Annotated in this window: 20 protein-coding genes; 5 read left to right on the forward strand and 15 right to left on the reverse strand. The window is 45.6% G+C overall.

The window, feature by feature from the left end; all coding sequences use genetic code 11:
* Window positions 1–9: 9 nt before the first annotated feature.
* From ACED42_RS02235 to ACED42_RS02280, 10 genes are all read right to left on the reverse strand, one after another.
* Window positions 10–144: a hypothetical protein gene (locus ACED42_RS02235; protein WP_371701232.1), complete on the reverse strand. Its 135-nt coding sequence runs from the start codon at window positions 142–144 to the stop codon at window positions 10–12.
* A gap of 10 nt (window positions 145–154) precedes the next feature.
* Window positions 155–1,867, reverse strand: a complete 1,713-nt coding sequence (gene betA / locus ACED42_RS02240; RefSeq protein WP_371701234.1) for a choline dehydrogenase — start codon at window positions 1,865–1,867, stop codon at window positions 155–157.
* Between the two features lie 72 nt (window positions 1,868–1,939).
* Window positions 1,940–3,400, reverse strand: coding sequence for a betaine-aldehyde dehydrogenase (gene betB, locus ACED42_RS02245; protein WP_017105435.1), 1,461 nt, complete (start codon window positions 3,398–3,400; stop codon window positions 1,940–1,942).
* Window positions 3,401–3,516: 116 nt separating this feature from the next.
* Window positions 3,517–4,119, reverse strand: a complete 603-nt coding sequence (gene betI, locus ACED42_RS02250) for a transcriptional regulator BetI (RefSeq protein WP_371701235.1) — start codon at window positions 4,117–4,119, stop codon at window positions 3,517–3,519.
* A gap of 435 nt (window positions 4,120–4,554) precedes the next feature.
* Window positions 4,555–5,736, reverse strand: a complete 1,182-nt coding sequence (locus ACED42_RS02255; protein ID WP_371701237.1) for a M24 family metallopeptidase — start codon at window positions 5,734–5,736, stop codon at window positions 4,555–4,557.
* A 37-nt stretch (window positions 5,737–5,773) separates the two neighbouring features.
* Window positions 5,774–7,117, reverse strand: coding sequence for a TRAP transporter large permease (locus tag ACED42_RS02260; RefSeq protein WP_017111212.1), 1,344 nt, complete (start codon window positions 7,115–7,117; stop codon window positions 5,774–5,776).
* Complete coding sequence (locus ACED42_RS02265) at window positions 7,114–7,656, reverse strand: TRAP transporter small permease (protein ID WP_017111213.1); 543 nt, start codon at window positions 7,654–7,656, stop codon at window positions 7,114–7,116. The genes ACED42_RS02260 and ACED42_RS02265 overlap by 4 nt, the downstream gene beginning before the upstream one ends.
* 120 nt (window positions 7,657–7,776) lie before the next feature.
* Window positions 7,777–8,820 (reverse strand): TRAP transporter substrate-binding protein DctP, encoded by a 1,044-nt coding sequence (gene dctP, locus ACED42_RS02270; RefSeq protein ID WP_017105430.1) that lies wholly within the window; start codon window positions 8,818–8,820, stop codon window positions 7,777–7,779.
* Window positions 8,821–9,037: 217 nt separating this feature from the next.
* Complete coding sequence (locus tag ACED42_RS02275; protein ID WP_371701241.1) at window positions 9,038–10,249, reverse strand: M20 aminoacylase family protein; 1,212 nt, start codon at window positions 10,247–10,249, stop codon at window positions 9,038–9,040.
* A gap of 101 nt (window positions 10,250–10,350) precedes the next feature.
* Window positions 10,351–11,145 carry an Asp/Glu racemase gene (locus ACED42_RS02280; protein ID WP_371701243.1) on the reverse strand — a complete coding sequence of 265 codons (795 nt, stop codon included), beginning with the start codon at window positions 11,143–11,145 and terminating at the stop codon, window positions 10,351–10,353.
* 310 nt (window positions 11,146–11,455) lie between these two features.
* Here ACED42_RS02280 and ACED42_RS02285 point away from each other — a divergent pair, with 310 nt between their 5' ends.
* On the forward strand, window positions 11,456–11,947 hold the full coding sequence (locus tag ACED42_RS02285) for an Lrp/AsnC family transcriptional regulator (protein WP_004732456.1): 492 nt from the start codon (window positions 11,456–11,458) through the stop codon (window positions 11,945–11,947).
* A 184-nt stretch (window positions 11,948–12,131) separates the two neighbouring features.
* Here ACED42_RS02285 and ACED42_RS02290 read toward each other — a convergent pair whose 3' ends face one another.
* Window positions 12,132–13,331 carry a diaminopropionate ammonia-lyase gene (locus ACED42_RS02290; protein ID WP_371701245.1) on the reverse strand — a complete coding sequence of 400 codons (1,200 nt, stop codon included), beginning with the start codon at window positions 13,329–13,331 and terminating at the stop codon, window positions 12,132–12,134.
* Window positions 13,332–13,691: 360 nt separating this feature from the next.
* The gene (locus ACED42_RS02295) at window positions 13,692–14,795 is read right to left on the reverse strand and encodes an alpha/beta hydrolase (RefSeq protein ID WP_371701247.1); all 1,104 of its coding nucleotides are present in this window, start codon (window positions 14,793–14,795) and stop codon (window positions 13,692–13,694) included.
* A gap of 278 nt (window positions 14,796–15,073) precedes the next feature.
* Between ACED42_RS02295 and ACED42_RS02300 the strand changes: the two genes are divergently transcribed.
* The 4 genes from ACED42_RS02300 to ACED42_RS02315 all read left to right on the forward strand — a co-directional run bounded on the left by ACED42_RS02300 (window position 15,074) and on the right by ACED42_RS02315 (window position 20,108).
* Window positions 15,074–17,269: an EAL domain-containing protein gene (locus tag ACED42_RS02300; protein WP_371701249.1), complete on the forward strand. Its 2,196-nt coding sequence runs from the start codon at window positions 15,074–15,076 to the stop codon at window positions 17,267–17,269.
* Window positions 17,270–17,628: 359 nt separating this feature from the next.
* Window positions 17,629–18,333, forward strand: coding sequence for a response regulator (locus ACED42_RS02305; RefSeq protein WP_102582562.1), 705 nt, complete (start codon window positions 17,629–17,631; stop codon window positions 18,331–18,333).
* Window positions 18,334–18,369: 36 nt separating this feature from the next.
* Complete coding sequence (locus ACED42_RS02310) at window positions 18,370–19,689, forward strand: ATP-binding protein (protein WP_371701252.1); 1,320 nt, start codon at window positions 18,370–18,372, stop codon at window positions 19,687–19,689.
* 122 nt (window positions 19,690–19,811) lie between these two features.
* Entirely contained in the window at window positions 19,812–20,108 is a 297-nt protein-coding gene (locus tag ACED42_RS02315) for a Bor family protein (RefSeq protein ID WP_122046093.1), read from the forward strand.
* Window positions 20,109–20,332: 224 nt separating this feature from the next.
* On the opposite strand, the gene ACED42_RS02320 is transcribed toward ACED42_RS02315, so the two are convergent.
* From ACED42_RS02320 to ACED42_RS02330, 3 genes are all read right to left on the reverse strand, one after another.
* On the reverse strand, window positions 20,333–22,783 hold the full coding sequence (locus tag ACED42_RS02320; protein WP_371701254.1) for a family 20 glycosylhydrolase: 2,451 nt from the start codon (window positions 22,781–22,783) through the stop codon (window positions 20,333–20,335).
* A 127-nt stretch (window positions 22,784–22,910) separates the two neighbouring features.
* Window positions 22,911–23,546, reverse strand: a complete 636-nt coding sequence (locus ACED42_RS02325) for a bifunctional 4-hydroxy-2-oxoglutarate aldolase/2-dehydro-3-deoxy-phosphogluconate aldolase (RefSeq protein ID WP_017084927.1) — start codon at window positions 23,544–23,546, stop codon at window positions 22,911–22,913.
* 19 nt (window positions 23,547–23,565) lie between these two features.
* The gene (locus tag ACED42_RS02330) at window positions 23,566–24,513 is read right to left on the reverse strand and encodes a sugar kinase (RefSeq protein WP_371701256.1); all 948 of its coding nucleotides are present in this window, start codon (window positions 24,511–24,513) and stop codon (window positions 23,566–23,568) included.
* Window positions 24,514–24,554 lie beyond the last annotated feature (41 nt).

The raw sequence follows: 24,554 nt of genomic DNA on the forward strand, positions 1-24,554 counted from the left end.
GGTTCCTTTTTATCTTTCCTTTTGCTGCTCGATATCAACACCGATAGAGAGCAGTTCTTCTGACTTTTGACTAATTAGTTTTGTTATTTTTTGCTTGTTACTTGTTGTTTTTATTCTTTGCTGCTTTTGCTGTTTTTTAGCCAATAACAGACGCTTACGCTTCTCGTACTGGCTTATTGATTCTTTGTGTTTCTTCCCATTCCGGTGCTATCCAGACCGGAACGTTTTGCTCTTTTAGAACGGGCTTGCCCAGAATCAGATCCGAGGCACGCTCAGCTACCATGATGGTCGGTGCGTTAAGGTTGCCGTTTGGAATAACAGGGAAAACAGACGAGTCGACAACGCGCAAATTATCAATGCCGCGAACACGACACTCTTCATCAAGTACCGCCATTGGGTCATCATCAGCGCCCATTTTGCAGCCACAAGAAGGGTGATAAGCACTTTCAACGTTCTGCTTAACCCATTCGTCGATCGCTTCATCAGAAGTTACGCTCAGACCTGGCTGAATCTCTTCGCCACGGTAAACATCCATCGCAGGTTGCGACAAAATTTCACGGGTTAAGCGAATGCAATCACGCCAATCTTGGCGGTCTTGCTCAGTCGAGATGTAATTGAAAATGATCTCTGGCTTGGCATGCGGATCAGCAGAAGTGATAGCAACCGTACCGCGACTTTCTGGCTTGTTAGGGCCAACATGAACTTGGAAACCGTGACCATCAAAGGCCGCTTGTCCGTCGTAACGCATCGCTGCTGGCAGGAAGTGATATTGAATATTCGGCCACTTCAATCCTTTGCGAGAACGAATGAACGCGCACGATTCAAAGTGATTAGTGGCACCCAAACCTTTGCGAGTCAAAATCCACTCTGCGCCAATCATGCCTTTGCTGACTAAACCCAGCTTGCTGTTGAGCGTGATAGGTTCGTTACAGTGATATTGGAAGTACACTTCTAAGTGGTCTTGTAGGTTTTCACCGACGCCACTGAGTTCGTGTTTAAGCTCAACACCCGCCTTCTCAAGTACCGCTTTAGGGCCGATACCAGACAGTTGCAGCAGTTGAACAGAACCGATAGAACCCGCAGAAGAGAGCACTTCCTTGTTCGCCACGGCAACTTGAGTATTGCCTGACTTTTCAAACTCGACACCAACCGCTTTCAAGTCTGATTGGCCTTCTGAGTCTTGTGCTTCAAGTAAGAAACGACGCGCCACGATGCCTTTTTTCAAGGTAAGGTTTGAACGCTTCAATGCACGACGTAGATAAGCGTTAGAGGTTGAGGCTCTAACACCCTTGTCTACCGTCATGTGCATGGTGCCGAAGCCTTCTTGCTGGTAGCCGTTGTAATCTTGTGTTTCTGGGTAACCGGCGTCTTTACCTGCATCAATGAATGCTTGGTAAAGGGGGTTAAGCGCCATATCGTTGCCGTTACAAGTGCCGACTGGGCCATTGTCGCCACGATATTCGTCACCACCTTTATTCCATGATTCAGCACGGCGGAAGTAAGGCAAGCAAGCTTGGTAATTCCAACCGGCTGCGCCCTCTTCTTCCCATTGGTCAAAGTCACAAGCGTGGCCACGAACATAAACCATGCCGTTAATCGATGAGCTGCCACCCAACACCTTGCCGCGTGGACAATGCAGTTCACGTCCATCAAGGCCCGGTTCTTGTTGAGTCTCGAATTGCCAAGCGTACTTTTCAGTATTCATCGGGTAAGAAAGCGCAGTCGGCATTTGGATAAAAATACTCTTATCCGTACCACCCGCTTCCAATAATAAAACGCTATGTTCACCGCTTTCCGTTAGCCTATCCGCTAACACACAGCCGGCCGAACCCGCGCCGACGATAATATAATCGTAGCGTTGTTCCATGTTTTGATTTCCCTGAGATGAGTCAGTAGGGCTAGCTCTGTTAAGCTAACCCATAAAATTGAGTGTTACGCGTTAGGCATAAGGGCTGGCGTAGTCGCCAAGTTCAATAAGAATGCTCTTAGTCTGCGTATAGTGGAGTAGAGTCTCTGGCCCATTTTCGCGGCCAACCCCTGAAAGTTTGTAGCCACCGACAGGCATTTCTGCAGGTGAGTCACCCCATGTATTAACCCAACAAATACCCGCCTGCATTTGATGAATAACACGGTGAGCGCGAGAAAGGTTTTGCGTGAACACACCAGCAGCGAGGCCGTACTTAGTATCGTTAGCACGACGAATCACATCGTCTTCGTCCGTAAACTTCAACACCGACATAACAGGGCCGAAAATTTCTTGCTGAACGTGAGGCATGTCGTCATGGCAATCTGTGAATACCGTAGGAATAACAAAGTTGCCGTTTGCTAAGCCGTTGTCCGTCACTTGATAACCGCCAGTCAGCAGAGTTGCACCCGACTGTTTAGCCAGCTCAATTGCTTCAAGGACTTTTGAAAGGTGTTCTTTAGAAATCAACGCGCCGATCTGAGTCTCCATATCCATCGGGTTACCAATGATGAGCTTCTCAGTGCGTGTTTTAAGTTGGTCGATAAATGCGTCGTAAATGTTTTCGTGTACATAAACACGAGTACCGTTAGTGCACACTTCGCCTTGGGTGTAAAAGTTAGCGACCATTGAAGCTGACACCGCATCGTCTAATTTCGCATCATCAAAGATGATCATTGGTGATTTACCGCCGAGCTCCATCGTTACAGACTTGAGTGTTTTAGCACTGTCTGACATTACCGCTTTGCCCGTACCCGTTTCGCCTGTGAACGACACTTTAGCGATGTCGGGGTGAGCCGTTAGCATTTGGCCGACACGGTAATCGCCCTGAACTACGTTAAACACGCCATCAGGAAGACCAGCTTCAGTAAAGATCTCAGCAAGTTTCAGTGCTGTTAGCGGCGTTTCTTCTGAAGGCTTGAAAATCATCGCGTTACCCGCAGCAAGAGCCGGAGCCGATTTCCACATTGCGATTTGGATAGGGTAATTCCACGCACCAATGCCCGCACAGATACCTAGCGGTTCACGACGTGTGTAGAAAAACTGGGTGTCACTAAGAGGTTGTTGATCGCCTTGCAGCGTAGGTGCTAGCCCTGCGAAATACTCAATAACGTCAGCGCCAGAAGCCACATCGACTTCGATCGCTTCTTGTAACGGCTTGCCCGTATCGACAACCTCAAGGTTCGCAAGGTCATTATTTCGAGCTCTAAGTATCTCTACCGCCTTTAAAAGAATGCGGCTGCGTTCTACGGCTGTCATTGCTGACCACACCGCAAATCCGCGCTTCGCCGATTCAATCGCATTTTCAACGTCAGCTGAAGAAGCTTGGCCAAGCGTTGCGATAGGTTCGCCGTTTGCAGGGTTAATGCTGACGAAAGTTTCGCCTGAGGTAGCGTCAACCGCTTTACCATCGATGTATAACGAGTTCATTTCCATTTGATCTTCTGACTTAATTATTGTTGTTAGACTCTATCGGTCTATGTATTTGTGAATGCATATCGTTGTTGAGAGCGAGCCTTTTGAGCTCACTCACTAGAATTTTTGATGAATCATTAGTCACGCTGACACGAGTAAAACGTAAGCTGCTTGTCTAAGTAGTCATTGATGATTGCACGAGCTTTATCGGCGTTAATGCCTTCAGGATTGAGCGTCCCTCTCAGCCAGATCCCATCAATTAATGATGCAATACCGTGTGCGATCAATTCCGCTTGATCAGATTGAAAAATCGATTTTAATTCAATAAGTAAGTGAGAAATCAAACGCTTTTCATTCACGCGTTGAAGACGCTTGAGTTGAGCGTCATGCATCGAATAAGACCAGAATGCGAGCCATGTTTTCGACACTTTATTTTCCGCTTGATAGCCTTCGAAATTACCGTTGATGATAGCGTTGATCCTTTGCTGGTGAGCATCAGCAGGGAGCGCTTTTAATTCTGTTGTTACGGTATTCGAAAGTTGACGCAGTATTTCTCGCATGGTCTCTTCGAGCAGCCCATGCTTTCCACCAAAATAGTGATTAATAATGCCAGTGGAGACTCCCGCTTCTTTGCTGATCAGCGCAATACTCGCGCCATGCAAACCGACTCGATCAATCACCGTCATGGTCGCTTGAACAAGCTGTGGTTTACGTATGTCAGGCATCCCAACCTTGGGCATTTCTTAGTCCTTCTATTTTATATTGAACGTTCAGTTAAGTATAAAATGACAGAAATTTAATTAGAGTTCAAATGATTATTTAAAACAAACTCGTAACAACACACCATTCAAAATCAAATAAATTGCTTTAAAACAACACCTTAAATATCATTTAGACCACTAAATAAAATCATTAAAGATTTGAGGTGTGATGGTTATTGGTCAAATGTTTTTGCTCAATGAGCACAAGATTTAAACAAAGGAAGAGAATCGAACAGGAAGAGTCAAACGTCGTTTGAGACAACTTAAACGTAATAATCGGAGTAGCAGAATGGGGAATATAGAATGAAAAGCAGAGCACCATGTAACGAATGGATGCTCTACTTGGTGACGGCTCAATTTCAGAGCCAGATAATGAAGCTAAGACTAGATCTAGAAACCAGGTTCAATGATTGACTATCCGATAATCGGCATAGATTGCCATGCTCTTTGGTGCAACATCTCGCAGCCAGACTCTGTGATAACGATGTTTTCCTCGTGCACCATCATGCGGTTTTTCGCAAATGCCATGCCCGGCTCAAGGGTGAGCACCATACCGGGTTTTAAAATCACATCACCGTTAGGCACATGTGATGGCCACTCGGTTAGCTGCATACCCAGACCATGCCCCATGCGACCCACATCGTTGCCGAGTGCACCGTACTTTTCGAGCACCGACCACATGGCTTGCCACACGTCTCCGGTTGTTCGTCCCGGCTCTGCAATCGCGAGCCCCGCTTCTGTCGACTGATATACCGCGTCATAAGCCGCTATTGTATCTGGCTGCGCATGCCCAAACGCATAGTTCCGGTCAAAGTCGCTGAAGTAGCCATCAAAGTTAGCCCCCGTGTCGATGATCAAAACATCCCCTTCAGAGAGCACACGATCGGTTGGCCCCATGATGATGTTGTCATAGCCACCTTGGCCGGATGCCGAAATCAGATAAGGGCAAGCATCGGCACCTAAACGCAGCATCTCCAAATGCATGGCTTTACAAGCCTCTCGTTCTGTCATCCCTATCGTGAGATGATGACGAAGATACTCAAAGCCCGCCGCCGTAACTTGGCAAGCAAAGCGTACTTTATCGATCTCCGCTTGAGATTTAACACTACGCAAATCGCGAACCATCAGCGACACATCAACCACACTGTGTTGGCTCAGCTTTTGCTGTAACAATGCATAGTCAGTGGCTGGCATACGCAAATGTGTTTCCGGACCAATCATCGAGCCGATTCTGCGAGAACCCTTGGAGACCTCAGATAACGTAGAAGCTAATAAAGAGACGCCATCGTCTTCTGGTCTTGGTGACGGCCAGCTGCGCACATCTTCAATCCATGTCTCGTCAAAGCCAGCCACACCGATCTCTGGTACTACCGCTATGGGCTTACCAACCGCTGGCACCACCAAAAACCAAGGCCGAGTTGGGCTTTCCCAAAACTGCGATTTAAAACCGCTGAAATAGCGGAATTCAGGCTCCGTCGTGAAAAACGCAGCATCGATGTTTTGCGCGCGAAGACGTTGTTGCAACTCGACAGTACGTTGCTCTAGTTCTGCTGATTCAAACCCTCTCTGCGGAGGTGTTAACGGCAATATACTCATATCTCTATCCTTGATTGAATAAGGGTAACTCGACGGATTAATTGAATAAAATGTCTCTTGGTAACAGAGCGATACTTGGGAAGAAAATCAGCAACGCAGACATCAATATCAAAATAAGGAAAAACGGTAGCGTCCCACGGATGACCTCCATATAAGGACGCTCGAAAATCGCAATCGCGGTGAAGATGTCACAGCCGAATGGAGGCGTTGCCGACCCAATCGCCATTTGTAGCGTTACCATCACGCCGACCAAGATTGGGTCGATGCCTGCTGCATCAACAATCGGCATGAAGATGGGCGTCAAGATAAGTAGAACCACCAATGAATCCACGAACATGCAACCGACAAAGAAAGTCAGTGCGATAACAAACAGGATGAACTCAGGCGAAGCGTCTTCTAGATTGAGAGGAGCCAACAACTCTTGAGGGATTTGTTCAAACGAGATGTACCAAGAGAACGCCTGACCAACACCCACCAGCACAAAGACAACCGCGGTAATCAAGCCGGTATTTAACGCCGCATCGCAGATGTCTTTTACGCCAAGTTTGCGATAGAAAATGCACTCAACGATGATCGCATACAACACAGCGAATGAGGCCGCTTCGGTTGGCGTCACAATACCCGAATAGATACCACCGATAATCAAAGCAGGGAAACCAAGAGGAAGAATCGCTTTCTTGATCGCTTCAATGCGTTCTGCGGTGTTGGCTTTTTCAACCAAAGTGATGGTGTCGCTGTGTTTTACGCTGTAGGCATAGCTGTATAATGAGAACAGGCTCGCGAGTACTAAACCTGGGCCAATACCGGCAATGAATAATTCACCCACACTGGCGTTGGCTAAGGTGCCGTAAAGAATCAAGCCGATGCTCGGAGGGATAAGAAACGCGATGTCACTGGCATTGATGATCAGCGCCATCACAAAGCTGTCTTTGTAGCCTGCTTGCAGCAACTTCGGACGCATGATTTGGCCAACCGACACCACGGTCGCTTGGGTCGAACCGGAAACAGAACCAAATAAAGTACAGCTGATACACGTCGTAATCGGCAAGCCACCACGCAGATGTCCGACAAATGCTTGAATCAGGCCAAGTAAGTTATAGGCTGTGTGGCCGCGCGTCATGATATCGGCTGCTAAGATAAACATGGGTACCGCAATCAATGCGTTCGGCGAAATGCCCGTGACCATCTGCTGAATCAGTACTCCCGGCTCTACCTGAGAGAAATGAATCAAGCCAATTAAAGCTCCAACCGCTAACGGTACAATCATCGGGAAGCTCAAAAACAGCAAAATCACCATCACAGAAACAAGAGTAAATGTGATGACATAAATATCTAATTCGCCGGCAATAATGTCCGAGAAAAACTGTGCAACATCGCTCATTCGAACTCACCTACTTTTGTGTTTCTGTTTTCAATCACGTCAAATGACACGTAGATCTCTTTGTGCAGTAAGTTCATCAAAAAACTCATGCTGTATTGCAATCCGGCAATGAAAAAACCAATTGGAATGATCGCGTATACCCAATACACAGGGAACTGTAAGGCTGGACTTAACCGATTGATGTCTTTGAGCTCTTTGACATAGAAGAACGCATGGTAAGTGAGATAAAACATCAACATGGCGGTGAGTAGCGCAATGATGGTTGTGAGAACTTTCTGAGCTTTAGTGCTCAATGAATCGTAGACTGCGGTCATACGAATGTTTCTACCTTGGCGCACCGCATAAGCGAAACCGATAAAGGTGACTGAAACGATCAAAAACTGATTAAGTTCTTCTGAGAAAAACAGGCTTTTGTTAAAGGCATAGCGACCAATCGCATTGGCCGTGGAATTGATCATCATCGCGAGAATGGCGGTCATGATTAAAAAGCGTTCTAGCTTTTCTGTCGCGACGCTTATTTTATGTAGCAGTTCTTTCATAACAGGCAGTGCTCCATACTTCGTTCAGTGACAGGGGTCCATTGCCACAATTTGGAGAAGGTGGGGATAAGCTACCCGCTGCCAATAAACAGCGGATAGCATTCATCCTAACAACGCTTTCTATTGCGTCGCTGAAGCAGCCTTCACTTCATCTAGGATTTCTTCAAGAATGGTTTTCGCACCCTCACGCGCTTCACTTTGCTCACCAGAAGGATACGCATTTGCGACCACGTCATAGTAAGTCGTGTGCAGCTTTTGACTGAGGACCTTGAAGCGTTCACGCTCTTCCTCGGTTAACACAACCACTTGCATGTTTGGACGCTCTTTCAAGATCTTGTCCATGTTCTCTTTGTTGATGCGGATTTGGTAGTCATACGCCGCTTGGTCTGCCGCGGTGATCGCTTTGTCGACCATCGCTTGCTTCTCTTCCGACAGGCCGTTGTACCACTTGCTGTTGGTCGAAACCGTGCTGACATAAGGTTGCTGACCTGGGAACATTAGGTAGTCTTGAACCTCATGCCACTTCGCGTTGTAGATGAAGTAGATCGGGTTAACCATGCTATCGATGGTCTTAAGTTGCAGTGAACCGTACACTTCACCCCAAGAAAGAGGAGTAGGTGTTGCACCAAACGCTTTGTAGGTTTCAACAGGAATGGTTGAAGTGAAAGTACGGATTTTCTGGTTCGCAAAATCTTCAGGTGTACGGATAGGTTTATTGCCGCCCCAAACCATTTCGCCTTCAGACATCATCGACAACAACTTTAAGTTTACGCTCTCAAACTTAGGTGCCAGCTTGTTGTAGATGGTTGGGCTTTCCGTTAAGACCTTATGCGTGATCGCTTCGTTAGTGCCCAGAACATACGGTAAGCTCACCGCTTGAACTTCAGGTACGTAAGACCCTAAGTGACCCGCGCCTACCGACACAAATTGAATCGTGCCTTTAGCAGCCAGTTCTACGATGTCGTTTTCTGTACCCAGTTGACCGTAGTAATAGATGCGAACACGGATGTCGCCATCAGATTCTTTCTTAATCACTTCCGCAAATTTTTGCGCATAGATGTCTTGAACGTCTGTTTTGTCCTCTTCTGAAGCAAACTTCCATGTTTCGGCATGAACGCCAAAAACCATGCTCAAACTTAGCAGTGCTACGCCTAATCGTTTCATCCTGTCTTTCCTTTTTATTATCCTAATTACACGCTGATGACCTTGGTCACTTCACGCGCTTCAGTTTTGGCTGTGTCGACAATAAACTCCGTTTAAAGTCAGCCATCTTGCAGTGCCAAATCCGCCACTGCTGAATCTGTTTCTGTACTTATTGCTTCTAATTGAGTTGTTACTTCTCATTGAGTTGCTTCTAATTCATTTTTCTAAATAAGTGTTTCTAAACTGATCTTGCTAAACGGTCGTTCACCAACTGAATCCAGTAGCTAGCACCGAGCTTTAAGATGCCGTCATTAAAGTCGTATTTCGGGTTATGCAATGCGCAACCACCTACCGATTCCGTGCCATTACCCAACAGCACATAGCAGCCCGGTTTAACACGCAACATGCTTGAGAAATCTTCCGAAATTGTTAATGGATCGCATGCGTCATTAACGTTCTCAACACCAAGTACCTTCTGCGCGGCGGTAACCGAATACTGGGTTTGTTGCTCACTATTGATGGTTGGGTAGAAGGTATTAATAAACTCGAAATCATAAGTCGCGCCAGCTGCCTGACAAATGCCCGCCACGATTCGCTCCATACTTTGTTTGATTCGATCGAGAGAGGCTTCAGTAAAGCAGCGGCAATCGCCTTTAATGACCACTTGAGTCGGGATGACGTTAACCGTGCCATCGGTAATAAATTCGGTGGCAGAGACCACAGCGGTGTCGTGGATCGCACTTAGATTGCGAGACACGATGGTTTGCAAACCAAGAATCACTTGCGAACCAACGACGAGAGGATCGACACCTTGATGCGGCAGAGCAGCATGTCCACCCACACCATTGATTGTGATTTCAAAACTGCTTTCACTGGCCATTAGCGAGCCGGGGCGAACCATCAATTCACCTTCCGCTAAGCCGGGGAAGTTGTGAACGCCGTATACTTCATCAATCGAGAATTGCTCAAACAAGCCATCATCAATCATCGCTTGCGCGCCGCAACCGTGCTCCTCATCGGGTTGAAAAATGAAATACACCGTGCCATCGAAGGTTGAGTTCCCTGACAATAAGTTTTCGGCCAAATAGCTTGCTGCGCCAAGCAACATTGCAGAGTGTCCATCGTGTCCACAGGCGTGCATCTTTCCATCGTGTTGTGAGCAATGCGAAAAGCTGTTTTGTTCATGAATATGTAAAGCATCCATGTCAGCTCTTAGGCCAATACTCGCGTCACTTGATCCAGAACGAAGTATCCCTACTAATCCTGTTTTACCGATGTTACGTACCACTTCAATACCAAAGATCTCAAGCTTACTGGCGATGAAATCAGAGGTCAGATTCACGTCAAAGCCACACTCAGGAAAGCGGTGTAAATGTTGACGCCATTCCGTCATGTTCTGGATAAGCTGTGAAGACAGTTGGTCTGGTTTTATCGAAAAAGTAGACGGCATAGTAGTGTTCCCAAAGTGTCATTCTTTGTATTAACGTTAAATATGGAGTTAGCTTGGCTGCTGAATGTAGACGCAAAGCGAGCAGCCTCAATCAAAGGTCGTTACAACGACTGCGACCTTTGGCAATTATCTGAGGATGGCTGGAGATGGTGCGCTAGCAGTGCACCAAAGCCTTTAATGGGTATGGGGTAGTTCATCAACTGAAGCGAGTGCCAAGCCAATACCTGATTACTGCTAACAACGGGCTTATCTAATTCCGCTTCAATGGATTCAATCACCGATGCTGCACGCAATGCCGTGCAAGAGATAAACAGAAGATCCGCTTCAGGGTCACAGACTTGTATCGCGGCTTGTTTGATGTCCATTGGAGAAATGAACGTCATCGCGGTGTCATCTTCAAAACCAAAGCCAGCGATGCTCAACACCTCAATGCCTTGCGACTCAAAAAATGCGGCCACGTCTTGATTCACGGCTTCGGTATAAGGCGTTAATACCGAGATACGCTTCGCTTTAAAGCTGTCGAAAGCCGCTAAGGCAGCCGTTACCGGATTCGTTACCGCAGCGTTTGGGCGAGACTGATGAATAAGCTGCGTAATGCGTTCGCTACCAATCGCCACAGTGCCAGAGGTACAAGCGTAGATCACCACATCCAATTCAGTACCCGGTAGGATGGTATCGGCACAAGCAGCGATTCCCGGTTCCATTCTACGCAGGTTCTCTATCGTCAACGGGTTGTAGTTTCTTAGGCGGCTGGTGAACGATTGCACATCGTTTGGATACAGCGCGTTTAAATCACGCTCAATATTGAAATCTGTCGCTAACGCAATCACACCGACGCGTCCTGCTGGTGCCAATTTTTCTAATTCAAACTGTAAAGTAGCGGTTGCAGATTTCATACTTTCCAACTCCTTGAGCGAGAGTTAACATCGCCCAAAGGATGTTAACAACATGTTTCACATAATTTTCAAACTCTGTCGATTTGATCTTTACATTTCGTTCACAAGATTAATAATGCACCGATAACTTTAAGGATTATCATTAAATGATGACCTTGTTGTGCAGAAATTCCGCATTTTTTCTGCGTTATAGTGGTTTTTTGTTCTCGCTCATCGAGGTCTAAATGTTAAGGCTAAATACCTTTAACTCGATCACACACTGGTTCAAAAGAAACAATTAATTTACAAACAGATATTGGGAAGTATGGGTATGACACAGCAACCTGCATTGGTGGTCGACAGTTTCGACAAGAAGATCCTTAACATCGTACAAGACTCAAACAGGGCTACCTCAGACAAGATTGCAGAAAAGGTCGGGCTCTCTCCTGCTGCTGTTCAGCGCCGTTTAAAACGCATGAGAGCGCAAGGTGTCATTCAAGCTGATGTCTCTGTTATCAACCCAAAAGCAGTCGGTCACGGAATGACGTTTATCGTTCAGGTAACGCTAGAGCGTGAGCGTGTGGATTTGATGCACAACTTCAAAAAAGAGATGAGTTCGAACCGCTCAGTACAGCAATGCTATTACGTCACCGGCAGTTCAGATTTCATCATGATTGTTACGGCAGCGGATATGGAGGGTTACGACAATTTTACTCGTGAAGCCTTCTTTGATAATGCCAATATCAAGAGCTTTCAAACCAATGTGGTGATGGATAACGTTAAGGTAGGGCTGACAATTCCAATTGATGAGCAGCGTGATTGATGACCAGTGCGATTGATGACCAGTGCGATTAGAAAGCAAGGCGTGTTGTGAAATGAAGTCAAAAAGAGAGGAAAAAAGACGGTATGAAGAAACCTTACATACCGCCAACTTTGGGGCTTACTTTATTATTCGTTGTTCGCGATTAGCTCTTAACAGCTAGCTGCTAACTATGTACTTCTAGTTATTAGATTTTATTGTCGATGATCTGTTGATAGAGATCCGGGTCAGTTGCCCCTTCAGTACCAATCACTAGCACTCGGCTGTCTTGAGTCAAATTCAGTTTTTCAGCGTATTGGGAATCTTGCTTAGCGATGATCGCCGCAGCAAATCCAGGAACGGCAGATTCCCCGCCCTCAATCGCCAACTCCGTTTTTTCGCCGCTTGCCAACATGCGCATCGCTTGCGGAATAGCTTCTTCACTCAACGTCATGAAATCATCCGCGCCGTTTTGTAGAATCGTCCATGCCAAGCTTGAAACTTCACCACATGCAAGTCCTGCCATCAACGTTTCTAAGTCGCCCGTAACCACGATAGGTTTTCCAGCTTGAGCACTCTTCTGTAAGCAGTTAGCCTGCTCAGGTTCGACAATTACAAAGCGTGGACGATCGGCGCCCCACAGATCCCAGAAGTAGCCGCACACAGCTGAAGCTAGACCACCCACTCCCCCTTGCACAAAGACATGGGTTGGGATTTCACCATCAAGTTGCTCGACAATTTCAGCCAACATCACGGTGTAGCCCAAAGCAACGTCTTTAGGGATTTCCATATAACCTTCGTAAGAGGTGTCCGAAACAATCACGCGATTTTGCGCTTTAGCTTCTGAGTCGGCCAAACGAACAGATTCATCGTAGTTACCGGTAATGCGTACCACTTCTGCACCGAACGCTTCCATCGCTTGCTTGCGGCCTTCCGATACGTCACGGTGAATGTAAATAACACAACCACAACCAAACATTTGTGCACCCCATGCGACGGAGCGACCATGGTTTCCGTCTGTCGCACAGCTGACAACGATTTCAGCCACTTCTGATTTCCACTCCCCGTTGAGCAACTCACTGATGGTCGGGTTCTTCCCATAGCGATTGGCGATCTCAATCTGAAGCTGACGAGCAACGGCATAAGCGCCGCCCAGTGCTTTAAAACTCTTTAGGCCAAAACGCTGCGATTCATCTTTGTACCAAAACTTGTTTACGCCGATCTCAGCAGAGATTGCATTTAGTTCATACAAAGGAGTAACAGAGTAGCCAGGCCATTGAGAAATATCTTTAATCGCTTGTTGAGAGTTCGCAACACTTAAAATGTCACGCTGCTCACTCGAGTATTCCAATTCAGGGCGTGCTTGAGGGTTAGCGTAGTGTGTCAGAGTGCCTGCCAGTAACTGCATAAATGATCGTCCTTATTAGTCATTCACATGCTCCTTACATCGTTAGATTATAGAAACCTATCAGCGAGTAAGGCTGCGGATAATAAATTCTATCGACAAAAAAGTGCCGTGATTACACATTCTTATCACGCGATCTGCGGGAATTAATTGTTACATGAGTGTTAAGTGAAGAATTTATTCACCATCCCGATGTGACAACCTAACCAATGAATTCTACCGATAGAAAAAAGTCCAATTCGATCGATGGAACCACTAGCCTAACAACCCGGAACCAATGCAGAAACAACAGGCACAAAAAAAGGCCGATAATGACAGAGCCATCACCAACCTTTGCGGAGTCGTTATTGTTACTTTCTTTGACTACTCAATACGAGTAATAAAACCGTACTTATCAGAGTCTGCTTTGGTCATCCAGTGTTCACCGGAAGCCGGTGCAGAATCTAAAGTGAAGATATAGAAGTCTATCCCTTTTTCTCCCATCACCTTTTTAAAATAGGTCGCTTGCTGACGATGACTCTCATTGGTGTATGGGAATTCTTTGGCCGTTTTATTCCCTTCAGCCCAACTATGCACACCCACCTGTTTATTCAGTTCAATGACCTTGGTAGTATCAGCGCGTTGCAATATGCGTGGGTTGCCAGCAGCAAATAGATCCGTACCACCCGAAAAAACCGAACCCGTTGGAGTCACAACCGTCGTCATCTTGTTGTTATTGATCATACGCCCGGTGTACATGTTGATTTCGTCATCAGCACTACCGCCAATATGGTTGGTGAACTTCAACGTCATCTCACTGCCTCGGTATAACTTCACGATATCAAAAAGCTGAGAATAGGTTGATGCGCCTAGAGTGGAAGTAATCCGTTCAACAGCGCCAGTCTCGTTGAGCACATCGCGGTAAAAAGCGTTGAAGGCAAACGATGTGGTAATGGTGACTTTATTACCATTTTTGGATTTACTCAGAATCGTCGAACCTAGGCTCGTCACGTATTGCGACAACTCGTTTTGGTATTCAAGGTTAACGGAGACTTTTTTATCCTTCGTCATTGCTTTTATTGACGTAGTATCACTAGAAGTAAAGCGTTGTGCTGCATCACAATCAAATAGATCCAAGCCCTTGCTCTCTGTATAAACACCACAACTATCAAACCCAGCTTCAGGAAAGTACAGATCAACACTTTGACCTAAGCCATCCAAAAGCCTAATCACTTTTTGCTTATCACTAATGTCTTCAGCAAACTGAATTTTTTCATACAAAATACCATCGTAAGAGAGCTTCATAGCCTCTTCTTGGAGCTCTTGCCTCTCTTGATACAATTCACCAAGTTTAGCTGAAGAAAATACGTAGTCAGCCTTAGGTTTCTTTTGCGAAATGGTGGTTGATTGTCCCGCGTTTGAACTTGAATTACAGCCAGCCAAGAGAGCCAAAGGTAACGCTAGCAACGTATTTCGATAGTACTTCATACCATTATTCCCCAAAATTTTGATTGGAGAAATTCTATTGGTTAACAATTAAATTATCTGTCGTAACTATGTAATGGAATGTATTTCATCTATATCCTCGCCCCCCTTCCTTGCTAAAAACACTCACTTCAGAGTGCAAGCCAACTCATAAGACCAGTTACACGAGCTTACATTCAGCCACTCTAAAATTATATATAATGCTAACAAATCATCAACAAGCCACATGGAAAGCCACTTCAGTAGTGTCAGGCAATTAAAAATATCAATAAAGGTAGACAATGAAGCGTTCACTATCTTGGACCATTATTTATCCAATCATAGGAATAGCACTTGCTTGTATTTTACTATTCTCTTTAATATCGACCGTTATCCTTGAAGATTTCGTTCAAAAAGTGTCGGTTGAAAATGCAAAGAACTACGTGACTACATTTCATAGTATTCGTAACTATTACTCATCAAATGTCATACAGAAAGTTGTTGATAGTCAAGAACTCGTGGCAACAGCCCAGCACCAATCCTTAGAGAACACTATTCCGGTTCCTGCTACCTTCTTAATCGAAATGCTTGATAAATCTGATAAAGATCTCACCATCACGACCTCGTTTACCAGCCCTTATCCTTTTAAAAACCGTCAAGGTAGGCTTTTTGACGAATTTCAACAACGGGCGTGGGTAGCGATTAACAAGAAACCAGATGAGTTCTACGTCGAGTTTGTACAAGAGCAAGACAGAACCCGAGTACGCGTCGCTCGGGCAGACCGCCTCAATGACCAAACTTGTGTAAACTGCCACAATAGCCACCCCGACTCGCCTAAACACGATTGGGAACTCAACGATGTACGAGGGATTCTCGAGGTAAATACAGTTGTAGATGAATGGCTAACATATGGAAAGATGATCAATCAATCTTTGATGTCTATTAGCATAATCAGCTTTATGACGGTGATGTTTATTAACTTTGCCATCGCTCGTCGAGTATCGACTCCGTTAAAAAACATCACTCGCTCTCTTAGTTTATTGGCACAAGGCAAAGAAGAAAGTGCGTCTTTACCACCAGCAAAATATTACGAGATAACGGAACTACAAAGTGCTTTTTCTAGCCTTTATGATAAAGAGCAGCAACGCAGAGCATTAACAAAAGAAATCGAAACACTGGCTTACTATGATTCGCTCACTAAGTTGCCGAACCGTCTTGGGTTTTTGCGTTCGCTTGATGAGTTGCTTAATAAACACAAAGAAAAAAATGAACGCATCACCGTGTTAATCATTGATATTAAACGTTTTAGAGATATCAACAATACACTCGGCTATAAAGCTGGGGACACAATCTTACTTCATCTAGCCAACCGCTTATCCGCATGCACAACCATGGTTGATTTTAACCTAGCTCGATTGGATGAAAATAAGTTCTGTATCGCAGTGCCTGCGAAAGAACACAATGGCGATCAAGGTTCGGATGCTTTTTTTGCTATGTTGATTGATGTGGTTTCAAATGAAATTATCATTGATGAGAACAAGATAAAACTAGTGGCTAACCTTGGTGCAACCTGCAGTTCAAATGGCGCACAAAGCAGTTCTGAAATGCTCATTCAAGCGAACATCGCTCTATATGTATCCAAGGAAAAAGGCGATGACATTACGGTTAAGCATCAACCTGAACTGTCAAATGCTGCGTTGCGACGTATAACGTTAATCAAAGAGATAAACAATGCGATTGAAAACAGAGAATTTATTCCTTATTACCAACCTCAATTTTGCTTAAAGACCAATCGTATCATTGGTGCCGAAGCGCTCATGCGTTGGAAAAAGCCAAATGGAGACCTCGTAAGGCCTGACCTTTTTATAGAACTGGCAGAGCAATCCCATTTAATCATTCCAATGGGGGCTCATATTTTCGAACAAGCTACCACTGATTGCCAACAGTGGCAGAATCATAAAGCGCTTGCAGGTGTAAAGGTTGCCGTTAATATTTCGAGCATTCAGTTTTCGGAACAGAACATTTTAGATCTGACACAACTAACCTTAGAAAAAACTGGCCTTTCTCCGAGTTTACTGGAATTAGAAGTAACAGAAAGTGCCATGTTGGGTGATGTGTCGAAGGTCGTGGCTGTATTGAATGACTTAAAGAAGTTAAACATTGAAATAGCGTTAGATGATTTCGGTACTGGTTATTCATCTCTTAGCTATTTGAAGCTACTCCCTATAGATCGACTGAAAATAGATCGAGAGTTTGTAAAGGACTTACTTAACAACACCGATGACCAAGCTATCTTGAGCATGATTTGTAAGCTAGCAACCGAACTCTCACTCAATGTACTTGCTGAAGGCATTGAAGAAAAAGAGCAACTTGAATTTTTAGGCCACGCAGGGTGTCACGAAGTACAAGGCTTCTATTTCGCAAAACCAATGCCACTAGACGATTTTGTTCTGTTTGCCAAAAATCATAACTCGGAACTCATAAATACGCATGCTTAGGTTCAAACCGTAGGCCTTAATTTTTGACTTAAAATCCAATTAAGTTCCAACCAGCCATGAAACCTCTTTAAAAAGATGCTTCATGGCTGCCTCTTCTGTTATTAAACTAAAAACTCGACATTAAGAGCTCTCATTTCCGGCCCTCTTCGCCAACAGACTAAAACACCACTTTTAACCTGCTGAAAAACCCTGCAAAAATTACAAATCGGCATTGAACTAGCATGGAAAGTGTTTAATCATTCGCATCAGGAATTTCTTCTTGACGCATTTGTGATTAATATGCAACAGCAGGAGCTGCCAAAATTAAACGCACTCACGTAATTTCAACAAATTAAACGCACAACAAGGCTGATAACGGAATGACAAAACCTAAAATGATCATCGTTGAAGACGATTTAAAACTTCAGCAAATGCTAAAGGATTACTTTGTAGCACAAGATTTTGAGGTCACCGCGTTAGACGATGGCAGTGATGCTGCACAGACCATCCTTGACGAACAGCCTGATATCGTGTTGTTGGATTTGATGCTTCCTGTAACCGATGGGCTTACAATCTGCCGACAGACACGTACACACTTCAAAGGTAGAATCTTAATGCTCACCGCCAGCGATGACGATTTTGATCACGTTGCTGGTTTAGAGACAGGGGCCGATGATTATGTCACTAAACCAATAAAACCACGAGTTCTGCTAGCAAGAGTCCGGTCACTATTGCGCCGACAGGAAACCGATACGTCATCAGTCGATGACTCAGGCACCCTTCAATTTGATCAACTCATTCTGAAAAACACCTATAAAAAGTGTGAGCTTTCAGGCGCGGTTTTATCACTGACAGACAGTGAGTTTGATTTACTTTGGCTGTTAGCATCCAACCCTGATACCCCGCTGTCACGTGATTACTTAACTCAAACGCTGCGCGGGATCGAGTACGACGGGATCGACCGGACGATTGACAACAAAGTAGTACGTTTGCGAAAAATACTTGGTGACGACAAAGCACCAGCAGAGAAAATTCAAACCATTCGCGGAAAAGGTTACTTATTTGTTTCGACCGCCTGGCATTAACCGCGCTCAGTACGGGCGCAATGAAAGAGAGCGATTATGCGACGTATCTATTTGGAGTCCCTACTAGGGCTGTTAACTTGCTTTATTGTTGGTCTTCTCGCCTACGAAATTTGTGTCTATCAGCTCAATACCGACTATGAATATATATTGCAAGATTACGAAGCAACGGCCCACCAACAGCTCCTAGAAAACATAGCGAATAATCAGGGCCTCGAAGCCGCTCATCAAGCCATAAATCAGTTTGTTGACACCTCCCGCTATACCCTCGTCACATTCAAATCGAATGATGAAGTACCGACTCCAGTTTCTGAGTTCTTTACTGCTAACCCCAACGTATTTATTTTTCACGACGACTATCGGGAGTTATGGTTTCGCTTAGCTAACAGTGAAAACATCTACCATTACCTGCCCAACGACGACACGCTCGTTCGACAAAAAATAGAGCTCGAAGATGACCTTATTTGGGTATTCTTTATCGCGAGCTTCATCGTATACGGCCTAGGTCATCTTTTGATTATTTTCCGTCGAGTTAAAAAACTTGAGAATGCCACCCTGCGTTTTTCTGAAGGCGACCTCTCTTCGCGAGCTGAAACATCAGGCAGCAGTGCAATAGGGTCTTTAAATAAATCCTTTAATCTGATGGCCGATCGAATCCATAGCTTAATCGAGAGTAATCGTTCACTCACCAATGCGGTAGCTCATGAACTGCGAACTCCGATATTTAGAATTCAATGGCAGGCTGAAATGCTCAAAGACACGCCACTCAACGAGGGGCAGCAAGATACTATCGAGAGCATTGTTGAAGACACAGAAGAGATGGAAAAAATGGTCGATGAGTTACTATATTACGCAAAACTCGACAGTTGTGATCTAGAGAACTTACACCGGCCATTAGAGATAAGAGACTTTCTCGATCATGCAATGAGCCGTTGGAACAAAGAAACTGAGTTTAGTATTGATCTATCATTACCAGAACAATCCCGCACGATATTGGCGGATGATATGCTGCTTAATCGCGCGTTAGATAACCTAGTGCGTAATGCGATGAAATTTGCGCGTTCTCAAATCTCGATTGAAGCAACCGTGCACCAAGACAAGCTAAAAATCGCCGTACATGACGATGGTGATGGCGTAGCAAAAGAGCACCGTTCTCGCCTATTCGAACCTTTTTATGTTGGAGATAAAGCGCGTAACAAAGCCAAGAGTGGCCATGGTCTAGGGCTTTCTATCGTCAAGAAGATCTGTGTTCAACACGGTGCAACAGTACAAGTCGCACAAAGCAATACTTTAAAGGGCGCCGTATTCACTATGTCCTTTCCACTATGTAACGATTCGACTGACAAACTCATACAGTAACGACCAATCATCTCTGGAATAATGTTCAACATCAGCTGGAGGGGACCACATATCCCCTTCAAACCATACAACACTCGTTCACCCTTACTGACGTGAGCTGAATTTTATCTCTGGAGAAACACATGAAAAAACTACTGATCATCGCGGCACTATCGCTAGTAGCAACAGGTTGCGCTCAACAAACTTTCGTAATGGCCCCTCAAGAGAGCGAAGCAACAGCCCCAACAACCGAAAAGTCACACCACTTCTTCATCAACGGTTTAGCACAGAAAAAACAAATTGATGCAGCTGAAGTATGTAACGGTATCGACAACGTTGCTAAAGTTGAAGTTCAAGAGACATTCGTGAATGGTTTACTAGCAGCCGTGACTTTTGGTATTTATACACCACGAGAAGCACGCGTTTACTGCAAAGCTTAACTCGTCGTTATTTGTCCACGAACCAACTGACGACACCAAAAGTTTGGTCTTGGAAGCTTCTGCCTGACATTCACGTTAACGCTACAGAGTAGTGTTAGTGAGTAGTCGCTTATATTGGGCGAGAAATTACACCCAATTGAGAAGCTAAAACTAAAAAACCGCCCACAGAGGGCGGTTTTTATTCACTGATTGGCGTGTAACTTGTTCGCTAATCCGTTAACGGCTTACTCAGCTAACTGCTTCAACAAGAGCTCTGTCGGGCGAACAATCGCGATGATCGATTCGTCGTAGATCTTCGCTGATTCAAACAGTATCGCTTGGTAGGCGTTCGCATCTGATGCTCGAACTTTTTCGCCCGCTTGTGCTTTTGCAATCAAGGTTAACGCCAAGTCTGCGACTTCCGCCGTTTTCTCTGCGACTACCACAGTCTCTACCGAAGACACATTACCTGCGAAGACAGTTTTAGCCGCGAGTGCAGCCGCTTTTGCTTGCTGATAATGCTGAGCGAGTTGCTCAAGCGCTTGTTGATTACCCGTCGCGACTTCACTGACCAAATCTTGCATTTCATACACAGCGTAGCTTTCCACTGGCAGTGCATCCACGAAGCGATTTAGACGCTCGTATTGGCTGTATAAAGTGCCCTTAGGTTCAGTAGAGTTCCACTTCTCCCAGTTACGCGCGTAGTATTGTGCTGGCTCGGTGTACTTGGCAAGCACGCGCAGGTCGTGGATATCCTGCCCTTTGGCAATGCGTTTTAACAACATGTCAGCATCCGCATGGTGACGCAGGCCAACCGACACTTCAGACCATGTGTCCATTGCCTTCATGCGCTTGTACATGCTGCGCTCGTCAGTCAGTTCTTCATCAGACCAGAAACGCTCCGCAATAGCGTAACTACGCGGCCATAGATAGTTTTCTACCGTGTGGCTGTCTTTGTTTTCTAGCCACATGGTGATTTCACCACCTAGGATAAGATCTTTCTCTTTGTCGGTTAATTCTGCAGGGTAACCACCATTAGGTTCAGGAATCACGCTGCCTTCAACATCACTGCTCGCAATCACTTCACCTGTGGTTGGCCAACGCACGTTACCGACCAGTTGGTAACTGCCTTCGGCAAAACCCTTTGGATTCAGGTTTAGGTTGAATTCGGTGTACGACATGAAGTTATCGAAGTGGCCAACAAAGGTTTTGCCCGGCACATAATCAAGGATGAAGATCTCTTCACGAGACTTACCGTTGTAATCACTGAATGCGCGGAAAGTGCCGTCTTTCGCTTCAATGATGGTCAGTGTTCCCTTACGTGGGCCGCCTTTTGAACGTGGCTTCTCCCATTGATACGTCACGAACTTTTCGCCACTGTGCAGCTTATCGTCAACCGTGATGCCACTTGGCATTGGGTCATTGCGATAGTGGTAGCTGGTTGGCTGAGGTTGATCTAGGTAGTAACCGGTAGACAGAATACCTGGGTAGCCCTCTTTTGCCGCACGGCCAATACTGTCGTGCCCTTGCCAGCTTTGAATCACGATCGAAGTCGGCAGATCTTTATGCCAAATCTCATCCCAACCCGTCATCTTCTTACCGCGCTCTTCAAGCATCTTCTCAACTTTTACATTGAGGTAAGACTGCAGACCACGCTCGCCATCGATATTGTTTTCTTCAATGAACTGTTGGTGCTTTTCGTTGTTTTTCCACTGTGCATAATTCGGCTCATCGCCACCAATGTGGAAGTACTCATCAGGGAACAGCTCGGTCACTTCATCAAACACATCACCAAGCATCTCATAGACTTCAGGGTTCAGTGGATCCATCAGTGGTTCAAACACGCCCCACCCTCTTTCTTGCTCGTAGTTTTGCCCTTCACCGCCAGACATCAGGCGCGGGTAAGCATGAGCCACGGCAGAAGAGTGACCCGGAAGAGAGACCTCAGGGATAACACGAATACCAAGATTACGGGCGTATTCAACTAGGTAGCGAACTTGGTCTTTGGTGTAGTAATTACCATCAGCGGTTTCAGACCACAGACGCGGCCATGATTCGGTTTGAATGCGAATGCCTTGGTCGTCCCAGAAGTGCCAATGGAATACGTTCATCTTCGCCGACGCCATCGCATCTAACTGACGAATAAGTACATCGAATTCAATGAAGTGACGTGACGTATCGTAAGAAACACCACGCCAGCGGAAACGAGGCTCATCGACAATCGTGACGGCAGGAATATGGTAGCCAGTCGCTGTGGTTTCAACGAGCTGTAAAAGGGTTTCGATGCCGTGAATCGTGCCGTATGGGCTTGGAGAGCTCAGCGTGATTTGTTCACCCTGAGTGGTAATCTTGTAGGACTCTACAGAGTCGATATTTTGTATTTCAGACTTTGGTGCTGCGTCGATATCTATGATCAGGTTCGCTTGATCTGCACTATCAACCTGCCAATTTAGAATCGGCACACCTGTCTGACGCTCAAGGCGATCAATAAAGCGTTTCGCCGTGTACTCAACGCGATCAGAATTAAAGCCTTTGATGTAAACTTTAAAATTACCATCTACTTTCACTTGCCCAGCTTGCAGCTCGACCGTTTGTGGGTACGGCATTAAATTTAGATCGGTATTTGGAGCCATTGCTAACGCCATTGGGGACACTACTGAACCTGAAATCAATAGGGATAATATAGTTTTTTTCATTATTAGTTTTCCTATATAAATATGGTTCTGTTTTGTTTATCGGAGGCAATTCACAAAACAGAACCATCAACCACTGCTGTTGCTCGTTATCTCTAATTCGAAAGCTTGCTATCGCTAGTTCACAAACTTATTGCTCGTTAACAAGAGCGACCGCTTCACGAACCAATACTGCAATCTCATCCCATTGCTCGTTCTCGATCATCTTTGGCGACACCATCCAAGTACCACCACAGCACACCACGCGATCCACTGCTAAGTAGTCATTCACGTTGTGTTTACCGATACCGCCCGTTGGCATTAAAGACACATCAACGTATGGCGCTAACAGAGATTTCACCATGTTGATGCCGCCAGACGCTTCTGCAGGGAAGAACTTCAAGAAGTTAAGGCCAAGCTCTAGCGCTTGCTCTACTTGGCTTGGGTTATTTACGCCCGGAACGATTGGCATGCCGATTTCTTGGCAGCGTTTTACGGTGTTTGGGTTCAGACCCGGAGCTACGATGAATTCGCTGCCCGACTCTTTCGCAAGGTCGATCTGCGCTGGCGTTAATACTGTGCCAGCACCGATACACATTTCTGGATACGCATCGCGCATCGCACGAATCGCGTCTGCTGCCGCTTCAGTGCGGAATGTGACTTCAGCAACTGGTAGGCCATTTTCTACCAACACTTTTGCCAGTGGAATCGCGTGTTCAACCTTGTTGATTTGGATAACAGGGATAACTTTGAATTGCTTAAGTTTGTTGATCATTTCTTGAGACATAATAATTCCGCTTTTTATTTTATTTTTTAATCAGTTGGCTCATAGCGCTCACGGGGATGATTGCGCCAGAGTATTGAATAACGATGGAAGCCAGTTGGTGGCCAAGTTCGGCTGCGTCGGTGGCGCTCTCGCCAGTAAGACGCGCAGCTAAATAACCCGCGGCGAATGAATCGCCCGCCGCGCAGGTGTCGACCACGTTAGAAACACGAGTCGCTGAGACATAATTCTCAACAATGTTGTCCTGTTCAACTTGAACAATCTTGCATGGCTCGCAGCCACGTTTGATGACGATCTCTTGGCAACCCAAACGGATACAACGTTGTTGAACGCTCTCTGAGTTACCCCATACAAGCAGATCGTCGTCTTCGGTAATCAAGGCGATGTCCACCAGCGGCAGTAACTTGGCATACCAATGTCGAGCTTGCTCGGTGATCCAAAGTTGCGGGCGATAGTTATTATCAAAAATCACCTTACCGCCTTGGTTTGAGAACACGCTAATCGCTTTGAATAAACGCTCGCGAGAGGCATCATCCAAGATCGCGATACTGATACCGCTGATGTAAACCGCGTCGACTTGCTTCTCTGTCAGAGCGATTTCAAGCTTATTCAAGTCATTAGCATGAAAGTAAGATTTTACTGCCGCATCGTTGCGCCAGTAGTGAAAGTGTCGCTCGCCTGTCTCGTCGGTTTCGACCATGTAGAGTCCAGGAAGCTTGTTCGCAATGCGTTCAACTAAATTGGTTTGAATACCTTCGAGCTGCCAGCTATCAATCATATTTTGAGACAGCTCATCACTGCCCAGACCTGTCGCGTAATGAACAGAGAGGTTTTGATGTTGAGTTAAGCGAGAAAGGTAAAGTGCGGTATTGAGTGTGTCACCACCGAATTTTTTGGTTAATGGAGAGCCGCTGATTTCGACCATGCACTCGCCAAAGAAAGCAATATTGAAGTTAGAAGATGCAGGCATAGCAGATCCTAAAATAGAGAGATAAATGGGGAAGAAGGCCC

The organism is Vibrio sp. FF145 (assembly GCF_041439075.1).
Lineage (GTDB): Bacteria > Pseudomonadota > Gammaproteobacteria > Enterobacterales > Vibrionaceae > Vibrio > Vibrio tasmaniensis_A.

Coding starts and splice junctions, on each gene's coding strand:
- dctP (WP_017105430.1), bottom strand. CDS start 8,820: ATGAAACGATTAGGCGTAGCACTGCTAAGTTTGAGCATGGTTTTTGGC.
- ACED42_RS02300 (WP_371701249.1), top strand. CDS start 15,074: ATGAAGCGTTCACTATCTTGGACCATTATTTATCCAATCATAGGAATA.
- ACED42_RS02265 (WP_017111213.1), bottom strand. CDS start 7,656: ATGAAAGAACTGCTACATAAAATAAGCGTCGCGACAGAAAAGCTAGAA.
- ACED42_RS02305 (WP_102582562.1), top strand. CDS start 17,629: ATGACAAAACCTAAAATGATCATCGTTGAAGACGATTTAAAACTTCAG.
- ACED42_RS02285 (WP_004732456.1), top strand. CDS start 11,456: ATGACACAGCAACCTGCATTGGTGGTCGACAGTTTCGACAAGAAGATC.
- ACED42_RS02280 (WP_371701243.1), bottom strand. CDS start 11,145: ATGAAATCTGCAACCGCTACTTTACAGTTTGAATTAGAAAAATTGGCA.
- ACED42_RS02260 (WP_017111212.1), bottom strand. CDS start 7,117: ATGAGCGATGTTGCACAGTTTTTCTCGGACATTATTGCCGGCGAATTA.
- ACED42_RS02255 (WP_371701237.1), bottom strand. CDS start 5,736: ATGAGTATATTGCCGTTAACACCTCCGCAGAGAGGGTTTGAATCAGCA.
- betB (WP_017105435.1), bottom strand. CDS start 3,400: ATGGAAATGAACTCGTTATACATCGATGGTAAAGCGGTTGACGCTACC.
- ACED42_RS02330 (WP_371701256.1), bottom strand. CDS start 24,513: ATGCCTGCATCTTCTAACTTCAATATTGCTTTCTTTGGCGAGTGCATG.
- betI (WP_371701235.1), bottom strand. CDS start 4,119: ATGCCCAAGGTTGGGATGCCTGACATACGTAAACCACAGCTTGTTCAA.
- ACED42_RS02295 (WP_371701247.1), bottom strand. CDS start 14,795: ATGAAGTACTATCGAAATACGTTGCTAGCGTTACCTTTGGCTCTCTTG.
- ACED42_RS02320 (WP_371701254.1), bottom strand. CDS start 22,783: ATGAAAAAAACTATATTATCCCTATTGATTTCAGGTTCAGTAGTGTCC.
- ACED42_RS02310 (WP_371701252.1), top strand. CDS start 18,370: ATGCGACGTATCTATTTGGAGTCCCTACTAGGGCTGTTAACTTGCTTT.
- ACED42_RS02275 (WP_371701241.1), bottom strand. CDS start 10,249: ATGCCGTCTACTTTTTCGATAAAACCAGACCAACTGTCTTCACAGCTT.
- ACED42_RS02290 (WP_371701245.1), bottom strand. CDS start 13,331: ATGCAGTTACTGGCAGGCACTCTGACACACTACGCTAACCCTCAAGCA.
- betA (WP_371701234.1), bottom strand. CDS start 1,867: ATGGAACAACGCTACGATTATATTATCGTCGGCGCGGGTTCGGCCGGC.
- ACED42_RS02325 (WP_017084927.1), bottom strand. CDS start 23,546: ATGTCTCAAGAAATGATCAACAAACTTAAGCAATTCAAAGTTATCCCT.
- ACED42_RS02315 (WP_122046093.1), top strand. CDS start 19,812: ATGAAAAAACTACTGATCATCGCGGCACTATCGCTAGTAGCAACAGGT.